This window comes from Polaromonas sp. P1_F9, assembly GCF_056405615.1.
Window position 1 is genome coordinate 214,492 of the sequence record NZ_JBFUBT010000006.1, and the last position, 22,404, is coordinate 236,895.

At 63.3% G+C, this 22,404-nt stretch carries 17 protein-coding genes and 1 tRNA gene; 8 read left to right on the top strand and 10 right to left on the bottom strand.

Annotated features, from left to right (window positions below):
- Positions 1-100: 100 nt before the first annotated feature.
- From AC1DYR_RS18360 to AC1DYR_RS18370, 3 genes are all read left to right on the top strand, one after another.
- The gene (locus AC1DYR_RS18360) at positions 101-322 is read left to right on the top strand and encodes a CsbD family protein (protein ID WP_457281027.1); all 222 of its coding nucleotides are present in this window, start codon (positions 101-103) and stop codon (positions 320-322) included.
- A gap of 77 nt (positions 323-399) precedes the next feature.
- Positions 400-972: a hypothetical protein gene (locus AC1DYR_RS18365; RefSeq protein WP_477706363.1), complete on the top strand. Its 573-nt coding sequence runs from the start codon at positions 400-402 to the stop codon at positions 970-972.
- Positions 973-1,313: 341 nt separating this feature from the next.
- The gene (locus tag AC1DYR_RS18370) at positions 1,314-2,729 is read left to right on the top strand and encodes an MFS transporter (RefSeq protein ID WP_477706364.1); all 1,416 of its coding nucleotides are present in this window, start codon (positions 1,314-1,316) and stop codon (positions 2,727-2,729) included.
- On the opposite strand, the gene AC1DYR_RS18375 is transcribed toward AC1DYR_RS18370, so the two are convergent.
- The 5 genes from AC1DYR_RS18375 to hutU form a co-directional block, all read right to left on the bottom strand.
- Positions 2,726-3,538 (bottom strand): ABC transporter ATP-binding protein, encoded by an 813-nt coding sequence (locus tag AC1DYR_RS18375; protein ID WP_477706365.1) that lies wholly within the window; start codon positions 3,536-3,538, stop codon positions 2,726-2,728. The genes AC1DYR_RS18370 and AC1DYR_RS18375 overlap by 4 nt on opposite strands.
- Positions 3,535-4,314, bottom strand: a complete 780-nt coding sequence (locus tag AC1DYR_RS18380) for an ABC transporter permease (RefSeq protein ID WP_477706366.1) — start codon at positions 4,312-4,314, stop codon at positions 3,535-3,537. Before AC1DYR_RS18380 ends, AC1DYR_RS18375 begins: the two co-directional genes overlap by 4 nt.
- A 12-nt stretch (positions 4,315-4,326) precedes the next feature.
- Positions 4,327-5,283: an ABC transporter substrate-binding protein gene (locus AC1DYR_RS18385; RefSeq protein ID WP_477706367.1), complete on the bottom strand. Its 957-nt coding sequence runs from the start codon at positions 5,281-5,283 to the stop codon at positions 4,327-4,329.
- Positions 5,284-5,336: 53 nt separating this feature from the next.
- Positions 5,337-6,977 (bottom strand): histidine ammonia-lyase, encoded by a 1,641-nt coding sequence (hutH, locus tag AC1DYR_RS18390; protein ID WP_477706368.1) that lies wholly within the window; start codon positions 6,975-6,977, stop codon positions 5,337-5,339.
- 86 nt (positions 6,978-7,063) lie between these two features.
- Positions 7,064-8,770 (bottom strand): urocanate hydratase, encoded by a 1,707-nt coding sequence (hutU, locus tag AC1DYR_RS18395; RefSeq protein WP_477706369.1) that lies wholly within the window; start codon positions 8,768-8,770, stop codon positions 7,064-7,066.
- 224 nt (positions 8,771-8,994) lie between these two features.
- Here hutU and hutC point away from each other — a divergent pair, with 224 nt between their 5' ends.
- From hutC to AC1DYR_RS18420, 5 genes are read left to right on the top strand one after another with little or no spacing between them, the layout of a single operon-like run.
- On the top strand, positions 8,995-9,705 hold the full coding sequence (gene hutC, locus AC1DYR_RS18400; protein ID WP_477706370.1) for a histidine utilization repressor: 711 nt from the start codon (positions 8,995-8,997) through the stop codon (positions 9,703-9,705).
- Between the two features lie 5 nt (positions 9,706-9,710).
- Positions 9,711-10,289, top strand: a complete 579-nt coding sequence (locus AC1DYR_RS18405; protein ID WP_477706371.1) for a HutD/Ves family protein — start codon at positions 9,711-9,713, stop codon at positions 10,287-10,289.
- Positions 10,286-11,500 carry an imidazolonepropionase gene (hutI, locus tag AC1DYR_RS18410; protein WP_477706372.1) on the top strand — a complete coding sequence of 405 codons (1,215 nt, stop codon included), beginning with the start codon at positions 10,286-10,288 and terminating at the stop codon, positions 11,498-11,500. The genes AC1DYR_RS18405 and hutI overlap by 4 nt, the downstream gene beginning before the upstream one ends.
- Positions 11,497-12,303 (top strand): N-formylglutamate deformylase, encoded by an 807-nt coding sequence (hutG, locus tag AC1DYR_RS18415; protein ID WP_477706373.1) that lies wholly within the window; start codon positions 11,497-11,499, stop codon positions 12,301-12,303. Before hutI ends, hutG begins: the two co-directional genes overlap by 4 nt.
- Positions 12,293-13,702 (top strand): formimidoylglutamate deiminase, encoded by a 1,410-nt coding sequence (locus AC1DYR_RS18420; protein ID WP_477706374.1) that lies wholly within the window; start codon positions 12,293-12,295, stop codon positions 13,700-13,702. The genes hutG and AC1DYR_RS18420 overlap by 11 nt, the downstream gene beginning before the upstream one ends.
- Positions 13,703-13,858: 156 nt before the next feature.
- Here AC1DYR_RS18420 and AC1DYR_RS18425 read toward each other — a convergent pair whose 3' ends face one another.
- From AC1DYR_RS18425 to AC1DYR_RS18445, 5 genes are all read right to left on the bottom strand, one after another.
- On the bottom strand, positions 13,859-14,908 hold the full coding sequence (locus AC1DYR_RS18425; RefSeq protein WP_477706375.1) for a glycosyltransferase: 1,050 nt from the start codon (positions 14,906-14,908) through the stop codon (positions 13,859-13,861).
- A gap of 100 nt (positions 14,909-15,008) precedes the next feature.
- Positions 15,009-15,083, bottom strand: a tRNA-Arg gene (locus AC1DYR_RS18430).
- Between the two features lie 66 nt (positions 15,084-15,149).
- A complete protein-coding gene (locus AC1DYR_RS18435; protein ID WP_477706376.1) occupies positions 15,150-19,145 on the bottom strand; it encodes a translocation/assembly module TamB domain-containing protein in 3,996 nt (1,331 codons plus the stop codon).
- Positions 19,145-21,001, bottom strand: a complete 1,857-nt coding sequence (locus tag AC1DYR_RS18440; protein ID WP_477706377.1) for an autotransporter assembly complex protein TamA — start codon at positions 20,999-21,001, stop codon at positions 19,145-19,147. Before AC1DYR_RS18440 ends, AC1DYR_RS18435 begins: the two co-directional genes overlap by 1 nt.
- Before the next feature lie 184 nt (positions 21,002-21,185).
- Positions 21,186-22,400 (bottom strand): vWA domain-containing protein, encoded by a 1,215-nt coding sequence (locus AC1DYR_RS18445; RefSeq protein WP_477651220.1) that lies wholly within the window; start codon positions 22,398-22,400, stop codon positions 21,186-21,188.
- Positions 22,401-22,404: the final 4 nt, after the last annotated feature.

A 22,404-nucleotide genomic window follows, 5' to 3' on the forward strand; every position in this document is an offset into this window, starting at 1 on the left:
TATGGTTTGTCCATGCCGCCCGGACGAGGATGACACGACGACACGACAGAGAACATCAGTGCCACGGGCGAATTTATCAACTGACGTTCAGGAGGACACCATGAACAAAGACCGCGTGGAAGGCAACTGGCTTCAATTCAAAGGCAAGGTCAAAGAACAGTGGGGCAAGCTCACAGACGACGACCTCGATGTGATCGCCGGCAAACGCGACCAGCTGCTGGGCCGCATCCAGGAGCGCCACGGCCTCAGCAAGGATGAGGCTGAGAAGCAGGTCGCCGCCTGGAAAGACCGCAACCCTACCGATTTTTTTGAGCGCTATTGATCCGCTGTTGAACGCTCCAGAGTCCATCCATAACCAATCTGCCAATCCATAACTCCAACTCATCCAAAGGAAAATCCATGAAAACCAAATTACTGATGCTGACTGCCGTGATGTCCTGTGCTTTTGCCGGTCAGGCCCTGGCTATGACCAAAGTGGAACATAAAGCCGAGAGCGACCGCATCGCGGCCGACTACAAAGCCGGCCGCGATAAGTGTGCCACCTTGAAAGACAATGCCAAAGACATCTGCGTGGCCGAAGCCAAAGGCAATGAAAAAGTCGCCAAGGCCGAACTGGAAGCCCAGTACAAGCCCAGCCCGCGCAGCACCGAAAAAGTAGCCTTCGCCAAAGGCGATGCCGCCTACGACGTCGCCAAGGAAAAGTGCGATGACCTGAAAGGCAATGAGAAGGACGTCTGCGTGAAAGATGCCAAAGCGGCCCACGTGAAAGCCAAGGAAGACGCCAAGGTCGCCAAGACCTCAGCCGACACCAGCAAGAACAAGACTGAAAAAGTGACCGAAGCCAGGAAGGACGCCAGCGCCGAAAAGCGTGAAGCCGAGTACAAGGCTGCCAAAGAGCGCTGCGATGCCCTCACCGGAACCGCCAAGGACAGCTGCCAGAACGATGCCAAGGCGAAGTACGGCATGAAGTAAGCTGTCCAACGGTTTGCCTCGGCAAGGCCTGCCGGAATGGCAACCCCAATCCCGGTCCTGCATTTGCAGCCCGGGATTTTTTATTCTCTGCTATCAAATGGATAGCTGCTTGCGCACGATGTGAATGATCCGGCGGCCATTGGTGAAAAAAGTGGCACGAAGGCCGCCGAAGGCGGCCGATCGCCGGCCCTGCGCCTGGACGCGTGCGGGCGCGGCATTTCCCGTCGGCGGCCCCACGCTGCGCGTCCCATGCTGCGCCCGTAAAATCGGGGCCTTTGGGATTCAGCAAGCTGCCTTCATGGCGACTGACCTGATCCCCATCAGTTCCAGCAAAGGTACGCATGATTGTTCAGGATGGTTTGCCCGCTCGTGAGCGCTTGCGTGCGTTGCTGGTCATCGTTCTCGGTATTGTCATGGCGGTGCTCGACGGGACCATCGTTAACCTGGCGCTGCCGGACATCGCCCGTGAACTGAATGCCGCGCCCGCCCAGTCCATCTGGGTCGTCAACGCCTACCAGGTCGCCACGCTGGCGCTCTTGCTGCCGCTGGCCACATTGGGCGACATCATCGGTTACCGTCGCGTTTACCTGGCGGGCATGGCCGTGTTCACGCTGGCCTCGCTGCTCTGTGCGCTGGCTGATTCATTGACCACACTGGCGCTGGCCCGCGCGCTGCAGGGCTTGGGCGCGGCTGGCCTCATGAGCGTCAACACCGCGCTGGTTCGACTCATCTACCCCAAACACCTGCTCGGCCGCGGCATCGCCATCAATTCGCTGGTGGTGGCCACCGCCTCGGTGGCCGGCCCGTCGATTGCGGCCGGCATTCTTTCCGCCGGTTCGTGGCCATGGCTGTTTGCGCTCAATGTGCCATTCGGCCTGATGTCGTTATGGTGGGGTCGAAAGGCCCTGCCCGAGAACACCGCCAAGGCAGAGAGCCTCAAGCTCTCGCCGGTCGATGTGGTGCTCAATGCCCTGATGTTCGGCCTGGTGTTCCTGGGCGTGGACGGCCTGGGTGTACGTGTGGAAGCTGTGCCGGGTGCTGCATCATCCTTGTGGCTGCCGCTGGCCGAGCTGGCCGCCGGCATCGTCATCGGCGTGATCTACGTGCGCCGCCAGCTGGCCATGCCCGTGCCGCTATTTCCGCTTGATTTGCTGCGCATTCCCGTGTTCGCGCTGTCCATGGGCACGTCGATAGGCGCCTTCTGCGCGCAGACGCTGGCCTATATCTGCCTGCCCTTTTTGCTGCTGGGAAGCTACGGCTTCAGCCACCTCGAGGCGGGCTTGCTGCTCACCGCCTGGCCGCTGGCGATTGTGGTCACTTCGCCGCTGGTGGGCCGGCTCATAGGGCGCTATCCAGGCGGCCTGCTGGGCGGCGTCGGCATGGCCATGCTCTGCCTGGGCCTGGTGTTGCTGGCCGTGTTGCCCGCGCATCCGGCGCAGGCCGACATCGTCTGGCGCATGGCGCTGTGCGGAATCGGCTACGGCCTCTTTCAGTCACCCAACAACCACACCATCATCACCTCGGCGCCCGCACACCGCAGCGGCGGCGCCAGCGGCATGCTGGGCACGGCACGTTTGACGGGACAGACATTGGGCGCAGTTTTACTGGCGATGATTTTTGCCGTGTCCAGTCCCGGCGAAGGCGGTCAGGGTCCCCTGATTGCCCTTTGGCTGGCCGCTGCCTTTGCCGCCACGGCCGGTGTTTGCAGCGCCCTGCGCATGACGCAGGCAGCACGATCCAAAGCCCAGACGGATTAAACGACGGGCGCCTGCAGGCCCGCCGCCCGGTGCACCTCGACGCGGATTTCTTCGGTAAGTTTCGCCTTGAGATCCGTGAAAACCGGCGTCGTCTTTACCGAGTAATGCCGTGGATGCCCCAGCGGCACCGCAATGTCGCACTTGATGCGGCCCGGTCTTGCGCTCATGACGACCACGCGGCTGCCCATAAAGATGGCCTCATCGATGTCATGCGTCACGAACAGCACGGTTTTCTGCTCGGCCTCCCAGATGCCTTGCAGCAGCTCCTGCATCAGCTCGCGCGTCTGATGGTCGAGTGCGCCGAAGGGCTCGTCCATCAGCAGGATGCGCGGGTTGTTGGCAAGGGCGCGAGCGAGTGCTGTGCGTTGTTGCATGCCGCCCGAGAGCTGCTTGGGGAAGTGGTTTTCAAAACCCTGCAAGCCCACTTTCTTGATGAACTGGTGCGCGATGTCCTGCTGCGCGTCCTGCGTCATGCCTTTTTCGCGCAGGCCAAAGCAGACATTTTGCAAAATCGTGAGCCACGGAAAGAGTGTGTAGCTCTGGAACACCATGCCGCGGTCGGCGCCCGGGCCCGCTATGGGTTTACCGTCCAGCACGATGGTGCCGCTTGTGGGGATGTCCAGCCCGGCGACCATGCGCAGCAGGGTGGACTTGCCGCAGCCTGAGGGACCGAGGATGGTGATGAAGTCGTTCTCGGCAACCGCCAGATCAGTTGCTTGCAGCGCTACGGTGCCGGAGCCCTTGTTGGCGGCAAAGGTTTTCGACAGCTGGGTGACGGTCAGGATCGGTGTGGAGGAAGAAGAAGTCATCGGCCTAACTGAGCCCACGGGAAAAGTTTTCTATTGAGCGCTTTAAACGCCAGGTCGGTGACCAGACCAAACACGCCAATCACGATGATGCCGAAGATGATCTGGTCGGTTGCCAGCAATGCCTGGCTGTCGGTGATCATGTGGCCGATGCCGCTGGACGCGCCTATCAACTCCGCGACGATCACATAGGTCCAGGCCCAACCCAGCACCATGCGCAAGGTCTCGGCAATCTCGGGTGCTGCGCTGGGCAGCAGCACGCGCACCACGATGCCGCGATCGGCCGCACCCAGCGTATAGGCCGCCTCGACCAGGTCGCGCCGTGTGTTGCCGACGCTCACGGCAATCATGAGCACCAGTTGGAAGAAAGAGCCGATAAAAATCACGGCGAGCTTTTGTGCCTCACCAATCCCCGCCCACAAAATCAACAAGGGAATGAAGGCTGAGGCGGGCAGGTAGCGCGCAAAGCTCACGAAGGGTTCGAAGAACGCTTCAACGGGCTTGTAGGCACCCATCAGCACGCCCAGCGGAACGGCCAGCAATGCCGCAATGGCAAAGCCCCCCAGCACCCGCCAGACTGTCATGCCGATGTCCTTGATAAAGCCCTGGTTGGCCAGCAGGTCGTAGCCAGACCTCACCATGGTGACCGGGTCTGCCAGAAATGTCTTGGAGACATAGCCACCCAGCGTGAAGATGGCCCACACGACAAAGAACAGAACGAAGAAGCTCACGCCCAGCGCGATTCGCGCGCCGGGCGAGACGGGTTGTAGTGGCCGCATGCTTTCGCGTGCTTACTTGAGAAAACGCGTGTCGGCGAGCTTGCTCATATCAGGCAGCGACTTGATGATGCCCGCTTCCATCAACAGCTCGGCCGCTTCCTTGCTGAAGGCAGCGTGTTCGCCGGCAAAGAATTTCTGGTTGGCCGCGCGGTCCTGCCAGCGCAGGTATTTGGAAGAGGCCTCAAAGGCTTCGCCGGTCTGCTTCACGTCGGCGCCCATGATCTCGAAGCTCTTCTTCGGCTCTTTCTGGATCATCTCGACGGCCTCAAAGTAGCTGTCGGCCAGGGCCTTCGCAGCCTTGGGGTTTTCAGACAGGAACTTGGGTGTGCAGCCGAAGGTGTCCATCACCATGGGGTAGTCCAGCGTGGTGGCGAGTATCTTGCCGGCCTCGGGCTTGGCGCGCACTGCGCCCAGGTAGGGCTCGTAAGTCATGGCGGCATCCACCCCGTCGGTGCCGGCAATCATGGCGTTTGCCGCGGCCTGCGGCTCAAGGTTGACGACCTTCACGTCTTTGGTGCTCATGCCGTTTTTCTTCAGCATCCAAGCCAGAGCGAAATAGGGCGAGGTGCCGGGCGCGCTGGCGGCCACGGTTTTGCCTTTGAGGTCAGTGATTTTGGTAATGGCGGGCTTGACCACCATGCCGTCGGCGCCGTAGCTCTTGTCGAGCTGGAAGATCTGCGTGGTGGCCACACCATTGGCGTTCCACACCACCCAGGTCTCGACCGTGGTGGCGGCGCACTGCACGTCACCTGAAGCAATCGCCAGGTGGCGGTCTTTTTGTGGAATCTTTTTGATGGAGACGTCGAGCCCGTTTTTCTTGAAGATGTTGGCTTCCTTGGCCAGGGTCAGCGGGGCAAAACCTGTCCAGCCGGAGATACCGACGGCGACCTTGGTTTCTTGCGCGTGGGCGCTGCCCATGGCGAGAGCTGCGACGCCGGCCAGCATCGAAAGGGCGAGTTGTTTCTTCATGAAGTTGCTCCTGTTGGGGGTATCGACTGAGGTATTGCTAATGTATGCAGGCTTCATGCCAGCCGCAAGGCGGTCAACTCGGTGATTTGGGCTTCCCCGGCAAGACCTATGCGTCCACCCGCTACCAATTGGTGCACCTTCTCCATGTCGGGTGCGAGGCTTCGGTCTTGCATCATGGCCGGCGAAGCCCGACGCACCAGTTGCAGCACGCCTTCCAGCACGGCGGAGCTCTTGAGCGGGCGCAGGAACTCAATGCCCTGCGCGGCCGCCAACAGTTCGATGGCGACGATGTATTCGGTATTGCGCAGCATGGGCTGCAGCCGGCGCGCTGCGAAGGTGGCCATGCTCACATGGTCTTCCTGGTTGGCCGAGGTGGGCAGGCTGTCGACGCTGGCGGGGTGGGCGAGTGACTTGTTTTCAGAGGCCAACGCGGCGGCCGTGACATGCACGATCATGAAGCCGGAGTTGAGGCCCGGCTCGGGCGTGAGGAAGGCCGGCAGGCGCGAGGCCACGGTATCGACCAGCATGGCAATGCGGCGCTCTGTGATGGCGCCTATCTCTGCAATGGCCACGGCCAATGCATCGCAAGCCAATGCAACCGGTTCGGCATGAAAATTTCCCCCTGATAAAAGCTCCCCCCCGAAGTGGCCTGCGGCCACCTCCCCCTCAAGGGGGCGGCTCCTGTGGCCCGGCAAAGCCGGTTCCACGGCCCCTGCTTGCACAGCAACTTCCGGGCTGGATGCAAATACCAGCGGGTTGTCAGTCACGGCATTGGCTTCGCGCATCAACACCTGCGTGGCGTAGCGCATCTGGTCCAGGCAGGCGCCCATCACCTGCGGCTGGCAGCGCAGGCAGTAAGGGTCTTGCACGCGGTCGTCGCCCTCGAGGTGCGAGCGGCGGATCTCGCTGCCCACCATGATGGCGCGGTAGGCGGCGGCGCAGTCGATCTGGCCCGGCTGGCCGCGCACCGCGTGAATGCGCGGATCAAACGGTCCGTCGCTGCCGCGCGCAGCGTCCAGTGTGACAGCGCCCGAGATCACGGCGGCTTCAAACAGCCGGTCGGTAGCGATCAGTGCATCCAGCGCCAGCGCGGTCGAGACCTGCGTGCCATTGATCAGTGCCAGGCCTTCCTTGGCCGAGAGCTTCACCGGCGTGATGGCGGCTTGCTTGAGTGCCTCAGCTGCGGCGATGCGCTCGCCCTGGTAGAAGACTTCGCCTTCGCCAATCAGCGGCAGGCACAGGTGGGCCAGTGGCGCGAGGTCGCCCGAAGCACCGACCGAGCCCTGGCAAGGGATCACGGGTGTGAGGTCCTTGTTGTAGAGCGCCATCAGGGTGTCGATGACGACCTCACGCACGCCTGAGAAGCCGCGCGCCAGACTCGCGGCCTTGAGCAGCAGCACCAGGCGCACCACGCGTTCGGGCATGGGCTCGCCCACACCCACGGCATGTGAGCGCAGCAGGTTGAGCTGTAGTGTTTCCAGGTCGGCCTGCGCAATGCGCTGGTTGGCGAGCTTGCCGAAGCCAGTATTGACACCGTAGACCGCATCTCCGCCATGCGCGGCCTTTTGCACCAGGGCGGCGCTGGCGCGGATTCCGGCTGTGGCGGCGAGATCGATGGCCAGTATCTGCCGGGTGGTGTGAATGTCGCGCAGTTGCGCCAGCGTCAGCAGGCCGGGTTGGATGGTGATCGTCATGGTGTTCTATGTGGAAAAGGAGAAGGTCGCGGTGTCATAGGCGCCTGGCGGCGCTAGGGATATGACTACCGCTATCGCGCATCTGTTCAGTCGCCCAGCATGGGCAGGTTCAACCCGTTGTCTTTGGCGCATTGTTTGGCGATGTCATAGCCTGCGTCGGCGTGGCGCATCACACCGGTAGCCGGGTCATTGAAGAGCACGCGGCCCAGTTTCTCCGCTGCCTCGGCAGTGCCGTCGCACACGATGACCACGCCCGAGTGCTGCGAGTAACCCATGCCGACGCCGCCGCCATGGTGCAGGCTGACCCAGGTCGCGCCGCTGGCGGTATTGAGCAGCGCGTTCAGCAGCGGCCAGTCGCTCACGGCATCGCTGCCGTCTTTCATGGCTTCGGTTTCGCGGTTGGGGGAGGCGACAGAGCCGCTGTCCAGGTGGTCACGGCCAATCACGATGGGGCCCTTGAGCTCACCGTTCCTGACCATCTCGTTAAAGGCCAAGCCTGCCAGGTGGCGCTCACCAAGTCCTATCCAGCAGATGCGCGCCGGAAGGCCCTGGAAGGCGATGCGCTCTTCGGCCATGTCCAGCCAGCGGTGCAGGTGCTTGTTGTTGGGGAAGAGTTCTTTCATCTTCGCGTCGGTTTTTTGAATGTCTTCCGGGTCGCCCGAGAGGGCCACCCAGCGGAAGGGGCCAACGCCGCGGCAAAACAGCGGGCGGATGTACGCCGGCACAAAACCAGGGTAATCAAAGGCGTTCTCGACGCCAAAATCCTTGGCGACCTGGCGCAGGTTGTTGCCGTAGTCCACCGTGGGAATTCCCATCTCGTGGAAAGCCAGCATGGCTTTGACGTGGACCACGCAGGATTCGCCTGCGGCTTTTGTCAACGCAGCATGCTGGGTTGGGTCTTTCTGGGCGGCGCGCCACTGCGCGACCGTCCAGCCTGCAGGCAGGTAGCCATTGATGATGTCGTGCGCCGAGGTCTGGTCGGTCACGATGTCGGGGCGAATGCCGCCCGCCTTGGCGCGCTTGACCAGCTCGGGAACAATTTCGGCTGCATTACCGCACAGGGCGATGGAAACGGCCTCCTTGCGCGAGGTGTGGTGCCTGATCATCTCCAGCGCTTCGTCGAGATTTGCCGCCTGCTTGTCGACATAACGTGTGCGCAGCCGGAAGTCGATGCTGGACTGCTGGCACTCGATGTTGAGCGAGCAGGCGCCGGCAAAGGTAGCAGCCAGCGGCTGCGCGCCGCCCATGCCGCCCAGGCCGGCAGTCAGCACCCAACGGCCGGCCAGGTCGCCATTGAAATGCTGGCGGCCCGCTTCCACGAAGGTTTCATACGTGCCCTGAACGATGCCCTGGGTGCCTATGTAAATCCAGCTGCCGGCCGTCATCTGGCCGTACATCATCAGGCCCGCGCGGTCCAGCTCGTTGAAATGCTCCCAGGTCGCCCACTTGGGCACCAGGTTGGAGTTGGCAATCAGTACGCGCGGTGCGCCCGTGTGGGTGCGAAACACGCCCACCGGCTTGCCCGACTGCACCAGCAGGGTTTCGTCGGCCTTGAGTTTGCGCAGGGAGTCGAGGATGGCGTCAAAGGCTGGCCAGTTGCGGGCGGCCTTGCCGATGCCGCCGTAGACCACGAGCTCGTCGGGGTTTTCGGCAACTTCCGGATCCAGGTTGTTCTGGATCATGCGGTAGGCCGCCTCGATCTGCCAGTTGGCGCAGGTGAGTGTGCTGCCGCGAGGCGCGCGCACGGGGCGGGCCTTGCTGTCGAGAAATGGGGTTTGTGAAAGATCGGACATGGGGCTGCTCCGGCAGTAGAACGGGAAAAATCAAACGGCGCCGAAAAAAACAAGCCGGCGATGGGATAAATCGTAGTTGTCTATACAACTTGTGTCAACTGCGGTAATCTACGGTTTGTGCGCAAAAGCCCGGCCGTCTATCGGTTGTTCGCCGGTCGTTCAGGGTTGCCAGGCCGGCTTTTGCGGTGACAATGATTTTTTACACGCGAGCATTCTGCTGAACCATGGCCACCACACCACTGCCTGCCTACGGTCAGGTCAAGGCATTCATTAAAAAACGCATCAGCGCCGGCACCTGGAAGCCCGGCGACCCGGTGCCCAGCGAAGCTGCGCTGATGGAGCAGTTCGGTGTCAGCCGCATGACGGTCAACCGGGCGCTGCGCGAGTTGATGGGCGAGGGCATGGTTACGCGCATCCAGGGCTCCGGCACCTTTGTGGCGGAGCTGCACCGCATTTCCTCCACACTGACCATTCGTGACATTCATGAGGAAGTGGTGGAGCGGGGGCACATGCACACCTCGCGGGTGCTGCTCGCTGAATCTGAAAGAGCCAGCACCGACCTGGCCCGTACCCTGGGCCTGCGGCCGGGCGGGCGGGTGTTTCACACCATATTGATTCACCTGGAAAACGGCGTGCCGATCCAGTATGAAGACCGCTATGTGAACCCGGCGGCGGCGCCAGATTACTTGAAGACCGACTTCACCCAGACCACGCCCACGCACCACTTGCTGGAGCAGGCGCCGCTCACCGAGGCCAGCTATTCCATCGAGGCTTGCCTGCCCTCGGCGCTGGAGGCCAAACACCTGGACATCAAGCCCGCAGAGGCCTGCCTTGCCATGATGCGGCGCACCGTGAGCGGCAGCAACATCGCCAGTGTGGCGCGCCTGGTGTACCCGGGCTCGCGCTACAGCTTTGCGGGGAAGTTTCAGGCGTGACATCCATGACCTCGGCGGACTACTCCGGCTGGAATGTTGTGCGGCTGGCCGACATTCCCGCGACGCCGTGGCGTAATGGCGGCGGCGTCACGCGCGAGCTGGCCACGTGGCCCGATGCGGGTGACTGGTCCTGGCGCATGTCGGTGGCCGATGTCGACAAGAGCGGACCCTTTTCGAAATTCGACGGCATCGAGCGCTGGTTCGCGGTGCTTGAAGGCGCGGGTGTGCAGCTGGACGTGTCGGGTGTGCCTTACCGCGTAACTTCTGACGATGCGCCGCTATTTTTTGATGGTGCTTCGGAAACCGGCTGCGAACTGATTGATGGCAAGACGCGCGATTTCAACCTGATGGTGCGCCGGGGCAGCAAGCCTTCCCGCATGGTCCGTGTGGAAGGACGGTTCGCAGAAGCCCTGAACGCTATCAAAACGATAGCTGTATATGCATACGGATCAAGCGCTACAGTGCTATTTGATGAAGAAGTTCTGCAGCTGGAGCCCGCCAGCCTGGCCTGGCGCACGGTGACGGGCAGTGCGGCGGTGCGCATCGCCGCAGAGCAAGCCCTCTGGATGGAGATACCCGCATGAGCCTGCAACTCTGGTCCAACTGCCGCGCAGCCACGCTGCAAGCCGGTGCCGAGCAACCTTATGGATTGGTCGAAGATGCCGCGCTGGTGGTGGAAGGCGAATCCATCGCCTGGGTTGGCCCGCGTGCCGATGCGCCGGCGGACCTTCTTGCTCGCTGCACAGCGCAGCACGACGCAGGTGGTGCATTGATCACTCCCGGCCTGATCGATTGCCACACACATCTTGTTTATGGCGGTGACCGCGCGCACGAATTTGAGTTGCGCTTGAACGGCGCGACCTACGAAGAAATTGCCCGCGCCGGCGGCGGCATCGCCTCTACCGTGAAGGCGACACGCTCTGCCACTGTGCAGGAATTGCAGACGCAGAGTGCGGCCAGGCTGCAGCGCTTGATTGCCGAAGGCGTGACCACACTGGAGATCAAGTCCGGCTATGGCCTGGCGCTGGAGCATGAACGCAAGACGCTGTCGGTGGCACGCGCGCTGGGGCAAACCTACGCGGTCGACATTCGCACCACCTTCTTGGGTGCGCACGCCGTGCCGGCCGAATTTGCTGGCCGCACCGACGCGTATGTCGATGCCGTGCTGGAAATGTTGCCCGTACTGCACGCCGCAGGCCTGGTTGATGCCGTTGATGCCTTTTGCGAACGCATTGCTTTCGGTATTGCGCAGACCGAGCGTGTTTTCGCTGCAGCCAAGACCTTGGGCATTCCGGTCAAGCTGCATGCCGAGCAGCTCAGCGACAGCGGCGGTGCGCAGCTGGCGGCGCGCTACGGTGCGCTCAGCTGTGACCATCTCGAATGGTTGTCAGCCGAGGGCGCGCAGGCGATGGCCGCCGCCGGCTCTGTGGCGGTGTTGCTGCCCGGCGCGTTTTACTTTTTGCGTGAAACCAGATTGCCGCCCATGGCCTTGCTGCGCGAACACGGTGTGCCGATGGCGATCTCTACTGACTGCAACCCGGGCAGCTCGCCGTGCACCTCCTTGCTGCTGATGCTCAACATGGCCTGCACGCTGTTTCGCCTGACGCCTGAAGAAGCGCTGGCCGGCGTCACGCGCCATGCGGCGGCAGCGCTGGGCCTGCGCGACCGGGGCGTGCTGGCGGCCGGCATGCGGGCTGATTTTGTGTTGTGGAGCGTGGAGCGGCCGGCGGAGCTGAGCTATGCCTTTGGCGCGAACCCGCGCCTTCAGACTGTTTTCAAGGGCCAGATCACATGAGTGAAGTTTTTTCCTTGCACAGAGGCACCGTGCCGTTGCTGGTCAGCATGCCGCACATCGGCACCGAGATCCCGGCTGAACTGAAGGGTGGCTACACCGACGAAGCCCTCCGGGTTGAAGATACCGACTGGCACCTGCACCTGCTCTACAACTTTCTGCCTGCGCTGGGCGCCAGCGTGTTGCGGCCGCGTTATTCGCGTTACGTGATTGACCTGAACCGTCCGCCCGACGATGCGCCCATGTACCCGGGCGCGTCGAACACCGAGCTGTGCCCGACACGCTTTTTCAGCGGTGCGCCGCTCTACAAACCAGGTTACGAGCCCGCCCCCGAAGAACGCGCGCGGCGCCGCGAAGCTTATTGGCAGCCTTACCACTCGGCGCTGGCCGATGAGCTCGTCCGGCTTAGGGCGCAGCATGGCTTTGCGCTGCTGTGGGACGCGCACAGCATCCGTTCACAAATTCCCTGGTTGTTTGAAGGCAAGCTGCCTGACCTCAACATCGGCACGGCCAGCGGGGCCAGCGCACGTGAAGCGATCACCGTCGCTGTGGTGCAGGCCTGCGCCAACGCGCCCCACATCACCACCGCCACAAACGGCCGCTTCAAGGGCGGCTACATCACGCGCCACTACGGCCAGCCCGCTGGCGATGTGCATGCGATTCAGCTGGAGATGTGCCAGAGCCTCTACATGCAGGAAACGCCGCCCTATGCCTATGACGAAACACTGGCCTCTCAGGTTCAGCCTTTGTTAGAGAAAATGGTCTCCAGTGCGCTGCTGGCATGCACGAGCTGCTATGAAAAGTGAAGTAAAGCGATTTTTTTCTGCCCAAGCCTGGGTGCGGGGTGCGTGGTCCAAAGATGTACTGTTGACGGTCGCCGGCAACGGCACCTGGCAAAGTGTGGAGCCGGGGGCCACGGCGCAGCAGCAAGAAGGCGCCACGCGTCTGCCTGGCCCGATCCTGCCTGGTTTGGTCAATGCGCACAGCCATGCCTTTCAGCGCGCGATGGCGGGCCTGACGGAGCGCCGCAGTGCCGGCGCCCATGCATCCGACGATTTCTGGAGCTGGCGCGACCGCATGTATACCGCGGCCAACCGCATCACGCCCGAACAGCTCGAAGCGATTGCAAGCCACCTCTATGCCGAGCTGCTGGCCGGCGGCTATACCCAGGTCTGTGACTTCCATTACCTGCACAACGACATCAGCGGCGCGCCCTATGCCAACCCGGTAGAAATGTCGCTGGCGTTGGTGCGCGCCGCGCAGCGCACGGGTATTGGCCTCACCTTGCTGCCTACGCTCTACATGCGCTCGGGGTTCAAGGCCATTGGCCTGCGTGAAGACCAGCGCCGGTTTTCGTCCACGCCAGAGAGCGTGATGCGCATGGTCGAAGATATTCAGCGCCAGACAAAGGGCGATGCGCGCATCAACGCAGGTGTGGCCGTGCATTCCTTGCGTGCGGCCAGCCCGACTGCACTGAATGAACTCACAGGCGCGGCCAAAGCAGCGGGTCTCCCGGTGCACATCCATATCGCCGAGCAGACGCAGGAAGTCGATGACTGCATAGAACACACGGGCCAGCGCCCGATTGAATGGCTACTCAACAACGCTGACGTCGATGCCCGCTGGAACCTGGTGCACGCCACCCATGCCACGCCGGCCGAGCTGCAGGGCGTGCAGGGCACAGGCGCCTCCATCGTGATTTGCCCCGCAACTGAAGCAAATCTGGGCGACGGTGTGTTTGATTTGCCGGCCTACGCGGCCGCAGGCGGCAAGTGGTCCATAGGCTCAGACAGCCATATCACCCGCTGCTGGCCCGAAGAGCTGCGCCTGCTCGAATATTCACAGCGCCTCACCCTGCGCCAGCGCAACATCGCCGCACGCATCCTGGGCCAGGAGAGCAGCGCGGCCGGCTTGTTCGAAGCCGCACTGGCGGGCGGTTTCCCGGCCACAGGTCAGATACAAGGCGGTCTGGCGCCCGGGCATCGGGCGGACTTCGTGATGCTGGATCCCGATTCACCCGCGTTGCTGGGTGTGCCGGCTGATCACCGGCTCGATGCGCTGGTGTTTTCGAGCCCAAACGTCGCTTTTACCGAGGTGTATGTGGCTGGTGTGGCCGTCATCGGAGAAGACAAGGCCGTCGCGCCGGGAGTGGACCGGCCGGGTGAGCGTTTTCGCCGTACCATGCAGGACCTCTGGCGCAGCTGAGCTCCCGCTGGTCCCGGTGTTGAGGAATTTCACCGAATGTATGAGAAAAACCTCTTGGAGCCTTTGTGGTCGGGCGCAAGCAGCTATTAAAAATATAGCAAACCAATGCCGAGCTCAGGTGTATGTCTACCGCACCGTCGCGTAGAGGGAAGCTGCTCAGCCGAATGCCGTCTGAACCTGGGCGGCGGCAGTTTTGATGAAGTGGCCAGCCCGGATTTTCCGGCCCAGTTTCTCCGCACCCTTGCCCAGTCTTTTGTAGTCGGCCTGGTTCAGGCCAGCGAACACCTCTTCCAGCTCATGAAGCGACGAGACCAGAATACCTGCGCCATGGGCGTCTATCAGCGGCGCGATGCAGGCCTGTCGCCACACCACCACCGGCAGACCCTGGCTGAGGTACAGAGAAGCCTTGTGAGGTGTGTTGAATTTCAGGTAGGCCCCGTAGTCACCCGAACATCCATCAAGCGTGGCCCCATCCCAGACCAGGCCGAAGGCCCCGTTAGCCTGGAACGGCGGGTAGTCCGGAGAAAAGGTGCCCCGGTACTGTATGTTTTCCTGGACGCCGAAGCCGGTGTCCAGGCCGGCGCCGTAAAGCTCGAAGTCCAGGCCGGTGAGTTCACCCAGCCGGTAGATAAAACCCGATTTGCCGGCGGACAGGTTACCTGCATACACCAGCCGTTTATGAAAGGTCTGCAGATCGGGCGCAGGAGCGTCAACGGCACCGGCTTCCGGTTCCGGACAAAAATAATCCCAACAGTTCAGGGTAGCGGCAGGCTCCAGCCCGTAGCGCCTGAGGAGTTCGCTGACGGTGTCATTCAGACTCAGAATGTGCGTGAACTGCCTGAGCTCGTTGGCTTCCTTTTCAACGAGATCAAGACGGGGTGGGTCCATTCGGAGCCCTTCCAGGTCGTGAATGAATGCGACGGTGGGGATGTTTTTCCGCCGGGCTTTTTCCAGCACTGCGCGAGTCGGCAACTCGGGCGGAAACTGGCACCACAGCACATCAGTCTTCTGGAACCGCAGCCTGGCATATGACAGGAAAAACGCGATCAACCGGCGCCAGTATTTGGATCGGCTGCCCGGGATGTTCTGAATGGAAAAACCGCTCTGCCGCAGGAAATGCGCCGTGTCCAGCCGTGCCTTAGGGCCGGCGTTCAGCCGGTTTTTCTTGGTATCCAGCAGCAGGATATGTTGAAACTCACCGGACATTTTTTAGTGTTCTAAGAGCGGCTCGACAAGGCAGGGCGGGAAACCAACGCCTCCCGGGGCACCCCGAGATGCGGTGGATGCCCTGGAGCTGTAATGAGTCTGGTACCACCAACAGGAATCGAACCTGTATCTAGCGCTTAGGAGGCACTCGTTCTATCCATTGAACTATGGCGGCACTTCTCTTGGAGATGCTGCAATTGTATTCGGTGACGAACGCCGCTTCTGCATACGCGCCGGCGCTTCAGTCGTAAGGCACCGTGAAGATCAAATCCACCGCACTTTGCTGGCCGGCCTGGGCGCGCACCGTGAAGCGCTGCGAGAGATCGTAGAACACGTAGAGCGTGCCCAAGGCGCCAGTCACGGTCCGCTCATAGGCGGCATAGAAATTGCGCGAAAAGCGTTTGCCCAGGGTGACGGCGCTTTCAGTGGTGCTGCCGTCGGTATTGCTTGATGCGCCGCGGTAGGAAAGCTCGTCCAGTCCCAGCGAGGCAGCCAGACCGCCCGACATGCCGCCGCCCTTGCTGCCCAGCAGGGCCAGGGCGGCCTGCTGCAGCAGCGCGGCTTCGGCGCCACCCGAAGCCGACGAGCGGCCCACCACCAGCCACGAGAGTTTTTCGGCGTCGGGCAGCTCGGGCTGCGCGTACAGGCGCACGCGCGGCAGCAGGGCAGTGCCGGTAATTTGCACGCCCACGCGCTGCGTGAGGTTGGGGCGAATCGCCAGGATGTCGAGCGAGGGGTTGTCGATGGCGCCGGTAAAGCGCAGCATGCCTTGCTCTACATCGAGGCGCTGGCCGTAGGCGCGGTACTGGCCGCCTGCCGTGTTGATGGTGCCGTTGAGGCGGGGCTCGCGCAGCGTTTCACCGCTCAGGGCCAGTGTGCCGCGCACGCGCGTGTCTATGCCCTTGCCCTGGATGCGGAAGTCGCGGCCCAGGTCGAGCTCCACTGCCAGTTTGACGGGGCGAGCGTCGCGGTCGGCGATTTCGTCGCTGGTCTGCGCTGGCGCCTTTTGGCCGGCCGCCGCGCCGCGGGTGGTGCGCACCACCACGTCGTCGCCGAGTTGCGGCGTACCTTCGTCGGGCAGGATGATGCGGGCCTGGTCGATCACCAGCTTGCCGGTGAGTTCAGTCTGTTGTCCCTTGAGGCCGGCTTGCACCTCGCCCGAGACCGTCAGTTGCCGGTCGGTACGTATGCTGGCGCGCAGGCGTTCGAGCCTGGCCGTGAGCTGCACCTGCGGCTTGCCTTCCACCCAGCCGGCTTCGCCTTGGGCGTTGATGACGCCGCCTGTGCCTTTGTCGCCCGCGCCCTGCAGCGTGAATTCGGTGATGCGCATGCGTGTGCCGTCGAGTTTGGCGCGCAAGCGGCCGTTGCCGAACTCGATGCCGTCCACCACCGAGCGCAGCGCCAGGTCATTGGCCTGCAGGTCTCCGGCCAGTTGTGGCGCGTCGCGGGTACCGCTGATGGCGACGTCAGCACCCAGCGAGCCGCGCAGCCGCCAGCCCGGCGGCGCCAGCACCGACCACACACCGATGCGCGGTAGCTGCGCACGCAGCTGGCCGGCCAGCGGTGCATTGGCCGGCCAGAGCCAGCCACCGCCGGCCGTGGCTGGCGCGCGGGCCAGCCGTGTGCGGAGTTGGCCGTCTGCCGTGCCCGCGCGTTCGCTGTCCCAGCGCAAGGCCAGCGTGAGCGCTTCGCCTTCGCTGACCAGCGAGAGGCGCGCTTCCTTGACGCCGGCTGCCACGTGCGCCGACACGCCTTGCACGGTTTCGGCTTGCACGGTGATGTCGCCGCTGCTGCGTGCGAGGCTGGCTTTCAGGCGCAGCGTGTCACCCAGCGTGGCGTCCCAGTCGCCATCCAGCAGCAGGGTGCCGCCCAGGCCTGCGCCCGCCATTTGCGGGCCGGCCAACAGTTCTATCCAGGCCAGCGGCAGGCCGCTGAGCTTGCCGGCGGTGATGATCTCACGGCCCGGCCGCCAGCGAACCGGCTGCCACGCCAGCGTGGCCTGCGAAGGCGCACTGGTGGATGCGCCCGAAGGCGGCGCGACCAGAAGGGCTTCTCCCGCGCCGCTTTCAAACAGGCCACCATTGCGCGCAGGCGTCCACTTGAGCGGCACGGTGCTGCGGGTCTTGAGCTGCCAGGCACCCTTGCCCAGTGTGGGGTCTTCCACGCTCACGCTGAGCTGCTTGACCAGGCCTTGCCATGCGGATTCAACGAGCGGGGCGTTCAGCACGGTACCGGTGTTGAGCCGCCCGCCTTCTGCTGCCAGCTGCAGGGTGTAGCGGCGCTGGCCTGCTTCCATGCGGCCTTGCGTGGTCAGCTGTGCCTGGCTCAAGCGGCCGGAAAGCGTTGCCTGGGAGGCGCGGATTTTCAGCACTTCTGCGGTGGCGGGTGCTGCGGTGCCTGCTGCGCTGGCCGTGGCCGGCGTGGGCGCAGGTGCGGGTGCGGGTGCCGCTATACGCCAGTCAAGCGAAGGCAGGTCCAGCCGTGCCTGCAATGCCGGGTCCTGCCAACCACCTTGCCAGCTGGCTTGCAGCTCAGCGTTGCCACTCGCCGATGCGCTCTTCAATGCTGCGGGCAGGCCCGGGAATTTTTGCAGCCAGCGCAGGGCTTGCGCCATGTCGCGGCTGCGCAGGCTCACGTCGCCTTTGCCGCTGGTTTGCCGCAGTTCCCCTTGCAGTTGCGCGTCCAGTCCGGGTGCTGTCAGTGTGAGTTTCCCCTTGCCGCCTTTGGCATTGGGCTGGGCCTCAAGCTGGCCTGCCAGCTCGGCGTCGTCGGTGCGTATCTGCAGGGCCGACAACGCCAGCGTGCCGCCGGCCTGTTCGGCATTCCAGCTGCCGGTGGCGCTGGCATCGCGCAGGCGCAACTGGCCCAGCGGATTGCTCCGGGCGCTAGCGTCGCTGCGTGCTGCCTGCAAGTTCGCGTCGAAGTCTATGGCCGCGCCCTGGCTGCGGATGCCGGCTTTGCCGTCCAGCGGCAGCGGCGCCAGCTGACTGTGCAAGAGAGCCGGGTTGACGTGTTGGAGCGTCGCTTGCAGCTTCCAGGCGGATGTTGCAGGGGATGTGGCGGGCGCATCAGCCCACTCGCCGCTGGCCAGCAGCTCGCCGCCGCCCAACTGGGCCTTGAGTGTGCGCACCATGGCCATGCCGCTGCGCCATTCGCCTTGTGTTTCCAGCCGATCCAGCGGCAGCTTGTGCTGGTCCCAGGGGCCGGGCAGGGAATTGGCCAGTTGCAGTTGCAGCTGCCAGGCGGACGTCGATGAAGCGCTTGCCGGTGAACTTGCAGAAGGTGTTGGCCGCACGTTGGCGCTGCCCGTCAGCAAGGTTTGTGGTCCTTCGGGCCAGAAGGCCGCTACATCCAGGTCGCGAAAATTCGCATCAGCCTGCGGCAGGGGTTGTGGGGCCCAGGGCATCACGCGTGCTGTTGCAATTGCCTGTGGTTGCCGCTGGGTTTTGCGGGGTGATGTGTTGGAAGGCTGAGCGCTCATTTGCAACTCGGCCTTCACCAGTAGTTCGGTAAGGGGGCCGCGAGCCGTGGCTTTGAAAGCCAGCGGCACGGGCGCTTTGGTGCCGGGAATTTGTGTGTCCAGCGCACCCGCCAGACTGGCATCAAGCTTTAAGGGGCTGCGTGACGACAAGGTCGCGCGCCCGTTATAGCGGCCGTGTGCTACCTGCGCGCTGAGCAATTCCAGCTGGTGGTCTATGCCCTTGAACGCATAGTTGCCCGTGATGGTGGAGGCTGAAAACGCCGCGCCGCCCGTCCATTGAAACTGCCCGATTGAAAACCCGTCAAGCACCACCGGCAGCGGCAAGCCCAGCGCTGAGGGCGGCACCGACGGCGTTGTTGAAGGCGGGCGCTGGTCGTTCACCTGCACGCTGGCCGCGGCCAGCCGGTTGACCTCCAGCGTGCCGTGCAGCAAGGACCAGGGCTGCCAGGCCAGGGTGACATCTCTGACATCCACGCGCAGGCCGTCCTGCTGCCACATCAACTGGTCAATATGGCCGCCTTCGCGCAGCGAACCCGTGACGCGTTCGGCGCTGAGTGGCTGGGTTCGGGCTATCCAGGCCAGCGCGGTGGCCAGCGAGCCGTCGGTGCCGGCCCACCACCAGGCGCCTGTCGTGGCGGCTATGGCCAGCACCACCACGCTGCAGGCGGCCCATGCAATGGCGCGCAGCCAACGACGTGGCGGGCGTGCCGGTTTGGGTACGGCAACGGGCGTGACGGGGGTATCAGGCGCGTTCATCAGAAAACAAATCCCACGCTGACGTGCAGGCGCAGCTGTTTGACTTTCACACCATAGGCCAGGTCAATCTGCAGCGGCCCGATAGGGCTTTTCCAGCGCACGCCGGTACCGACACCGACGGAGGGTTTCATGTCTTTGGGGTTGTCGGCCACGGCGCCCGCGTCGATGAAGAAAGTGTTCTCCCATTCGCTGGGCCGGCCGTCGCGCAGCATGGGGCGCTGGTATTCCACGCTGCCCACGGCCATGTAGCGACCCGGCCCAGTCACGCCGTTGTCCAGTTTGATACCGATGTCGCGGTAGCCGTAGCCGCGCACCGTGGTGTCGCCACCGGTGCGGAACAGCAGGGCACCGGGAATGCGCGCTGAGTCTTTTGCCAGCACGGCGCCGCCCTCGGCGCGCATGGCAATGCGACCCCGCTCCAGCGGCACAATGCCGAGCCAACGGCCCACGGCACGGGCGAGAGGCAGGTGCTGCGACCCCATGGTGCTGCCGGCGCCGAGTTCAAAGCCCAGGCCGTAGCCCTTGTTTGGGAAAGGCAGACTGTCGAAGTAACGCCCGGTCCAGACGTAGTTGGCCGTGAGGGCCGAGCCGTCGCCGATGTCGGCGGCGGAGCTGTTGATCTGGCCGCTGCCGCTTACGCTCGCCCTGTCGTATTGCAAATAGATGTTGCGGTCTATGCGTTCGCCGGCCTGCGTGCGGCCAAAGCGCAGGCGCCCGGAGCGGGTGACGAGCTCGTCGTCGTCGACACGTTCGCTGCGCGCCAGTGCCACCCAGCGCCAGCTGGCCTCATCGGGAATCGATGTCCACTCGGTCTGGGCGAAAGGGGATTTTTTTTCGAGTTGCAGTTTGGTGACGGCGCGCCAATTGGTGCCCGGCACACGCAGGTGTGTGTGCTCAATCGAGGCACGCGGCCCGCTGTCGGTGGTAACGCCCACGCCCAGAATGACCTTCTGCAGTTTGGCTTCGCGCACCTGTACCTGGACGGGTGCTGCCCGAGGGTCGCTTTCGGGATCGACAAAGATATAAGCCGAATCGAAATAACCGCTGGAGGCCAACCGCTGCTGCGCTTCGGTCAGCTGCCTCTGGTCGTACACGGCGCCGGCATTGAGGCGTGCCAGGCGCGGCACCAGCACCGGGTCGTAGCGCTCGACACCTGTGACCTGCATGGAGCCCAGGCGGTAGAGAGGGCCGGAGTCGAGCTTGAGGCTCAGGGCTACGCTGTGCTCTGGCGCGTCCACATCGGCCAGGCTGCCCGCCAGCTTGCCGGCCGGGTAGCGGCGGGCAACCAGGTCGCGCAAGGCCTGTGTCTTGGCGCCATCCCAGGCGTCCTGCGTAAAGCGTTGACCCGTGGGCAGACGCCAGTCGCGCTGGATTTCCGCGCGCTGGGCCTGCGCGTCCGGATCGGGCGATTCGGCTATATCGCCTGCAAAGTCGATGGCTACCGGCCCGACCGTGGTGGCCTGGCCCGGCTCCACCGCCACCACAATGGTCGGCCGCTGACCCGACCCCACGGCAGTACCGCCTTCGCGTGTGATGGTGATGGTCGGGCTGAAGTAGCCCAGCGTGCCCACCAGGTTGCGCACATTGCGCTCGGCCAGCACGATCAGGCGCGCCAGTTCCGCCTCGTCCAGGTCGGTCACTGCGCGGTAGCGCTGCAACTCAAGGTGTCTTTCGAGCAGTTCCTTGACGGCCCCCGGCGCGCGCACGGCAATGTCGAAGGCGGTGACTTCGGGTTCGGCGCTGGTGGGGCCTGTGGCGCCTTGCGGGGTGGGTTCGGGCGTGACCTTTTGGGGTGGAGGCGGCGGGGCGGGGGCGGTCTGCGTCACGTCGGAGGGTGGCGTGGTTGTGCTGCTCATGGGCGCGGCTGTCTGCGCGGCGGCCAGCGGCGCGAGGAGCATCGCAAAGAGGGCGAAAGCAGGGATGAAGCCGGCATTTGTAGGCAATCCTGCCGGAGTGGCCGTCCGTGCGCAATGGGTACTTGGATGGGTCACGAAGGCAGTTTACTTGAGCGCCCCAGCGCTCAGGCGTAGGAGGCGAACGCTACTTCGAGAGCATTCGCATGGCCTCTTCAAGGCCCTTGATGGTCAGGGGGTACATGCGCTGATTCACCAGTTGCTGGATCACGCTGATGCTCTGGCGGTATTGCCAGACACCCTGCGGCTCGGGGTTGATCCAGGCGAACTTGGGAAATGCGTTGGTCAGGCGCTGCATCCATTCGGCGCCGGCTTCTTCGTTGTTGTATTCCACGCTGCCGCCGGGCTGCAGGATTTCGTAAGGGCTCATGGTCGCGTCGCCGACGAAGATGAGTTTGTAATCCTTGTTGTACTTGCGGATGATGTCCCAGGTCGGGAACTTCTCGCTGAAGCGGCGGCGGTTGTTCTTCCACATGAAGTCATAGACGCAGTTGTGGAAGTAATAAAACTCCAGGTGCTTGAACTCGGCTTTGACGGCCGAGAACATTTCCTCGACGCGGTGGATGTGCTCGTCCATGGTGCCGCCCACGTCCATCAGCAGCAGCACCTTCACGTTGTTATGGCGCTCGGGCACCATCTTGATGTCCAGCCAGCCGGCGTTGGCCGCAGTGGAACGTATGGTGTCGTCCAGATCCAGCTCTTCGACATTGCCCTGGCGCGCGAACTTGCGCAGGCGCCGCAGTGCGACCTTGATGTTGCGTGTGCCCAGCTCTTGCGTGTCGTCGTAGTCCTTGTAGGCGCGCTGGTCCCAGACTTTCACTGCGCTCTTGTTGCGGCTTTTTTCCTGGCCAATGCGTATGCCTTGCGGGTTGAAGCCGTTGGCGCCAAAGGGCGAGGTGCCGCCGGTGCCTATCCATTTGCTGCCGCCTTCGTGGCGTTCCTTCTGTTCTTCAAAACGTTTTTTGAGCGTTTCCATGAGCTCGTCCCAGCCCATTTTTTCGATCTTGGCTTTTTCCTCGGGGCTGAGTTCGAGTTCGAGGTTTTTGCGCAACCACTCGAGCGGGATGTCTTTGGTGAAGTCAGCCAGCATCTCCACGCCCTTGAAGTAGGCAGAAAAGGCGCGGTCGAACTTGTCGTAGTTTTTCTCGTCTTTCACCAGCACCGTGCGGCTGAGGTAATAGAAGTCATCGATCTTCCAGGCGCCTTCGCCGTCATGGGCGTCGAGTTTGTCGCTGTTTGGGCCGACGACGCCGACCTGTAGCGCCTCGAGCAGCATCAGGTATTCCTTGACGGAGACCGGTAACTTGGCCGAACGCAGGGTGTAGAAGAAATCGATCAGCATGGAA

Coding starts and splice junctions, on each gene's coding strand:
- AC1DYR_RS18445 (WP_477651220.1), bottom strand. CDS start 22,400: ATGCTGATCGATTTCTTCTACACCCTGCGTTCGGCCAAGTTACCGGTC.
- AC1DYR_RS18375 (WP_477706365.1), bottom strand. CDS start 3,538: ATGACTTCTTCTTCCTCCACACCGATCCTGACCGTCACCCAGCTGTCG.
- AC1DYR_RS18405 (WP_477706371.1), top strand. CDS start 9,711: ATGACCTCGGCGGACTACTCCGGCTGGAATGTTGTGCGGCTGGCCGAC.
- hutG (WP_477706373.1), top strand. CDS start 11,497: ATGAGTGAAGTTTTTTCCTTGCACAGAGGCACCGTGCCGTTGCTGGTC.
- hutC (WP_477706370.1), top strand. CDS start 8,995: ATGGCCACCACACCACTGCCTGCCTACGGTCAGGTCAAGGCATTCATT.
- AC1DYR_RS18385 (WP_477706367.1), bottom strand. CDS start 5,283: ATGAAGAAACAACTCGCCCTTTCGATGCTGGCCGGCGTCGCAGCTCTC.
- hutU (WP_477706369.1), bottom strand. CDS start 8,770: ATGTCCGATCTTTCACAAACCCCATTTCTCGACAGCAAGGCCCGCCCC.
- AC1DYR_RS18360 (WP_457281027.1), top strand. CDS start 101: ATGAACAAAGACCGCGTGGAAGGCAACTGGCTTCAATTCAAAGGCAAG.
- hutI (WP_477706372.1), top strand. CDS start 10,286: ATGAGCCTGCAACTCTGGTCCAACTGCCGCGCAGCCACGCTGCAAGCC.
- AC1DYR_RS18365 (WP_477706363.1), top strand. CDS start 400: ATGAAAACCAAATTACTGATGCTGACTGCCGTGATGTCCTGTGCTTTT.
- AC1DYR_RS18370 (WP_477706364.1), top strand. CDS start 1,314: ATGATTGTTCAGGATGGTTTGCCCGCTCGTGAGCGCTTGCGTGCGTTG.
- AC1DYR_RS18380 (WP_477706366.1), bottom strand. CDS start 4,314: ATGCGGCCACTACAACCCGTCTCGCCCGGCGCGCGAATCGCGCTGGGC.
- AC1DYR_RS18435 (WP_477706376.1), bottom strand. CDS start 19,145: ATGAACGCGCCTGATACCCCCGTCACGCCCGTTGCCGTACCCAAACCG.
- AC1DYR_RS18440 (WP_477706377.1), bottom strand. CDS start 21,001: ATGAGCAGCACAACCACGCCACCCTCCGACGTGACGCAGACCGCCCCC.
- AC1DYR_RS18420 (WP_477706374.1), top strand. CDS start 12,293: ATGAAAAGTGAAGTAAAGCGATTTTTTTCTGCCCAAGCCTGGGTGCGG.
- AC1DYR_RS18425 (WP_477706375.1), bottom strand. CDS start 14,908: ATGTCCGGTGAGTTTCAACATATCCTGCTGCTGGATACCAAGAAAAAC.
- hutH (WP_477706368.1), bottom strand. CDS start 6,977: ATGACGATCACCATCCAACCCGGCCTGCTGACGCTGGCGCAACTGCGC.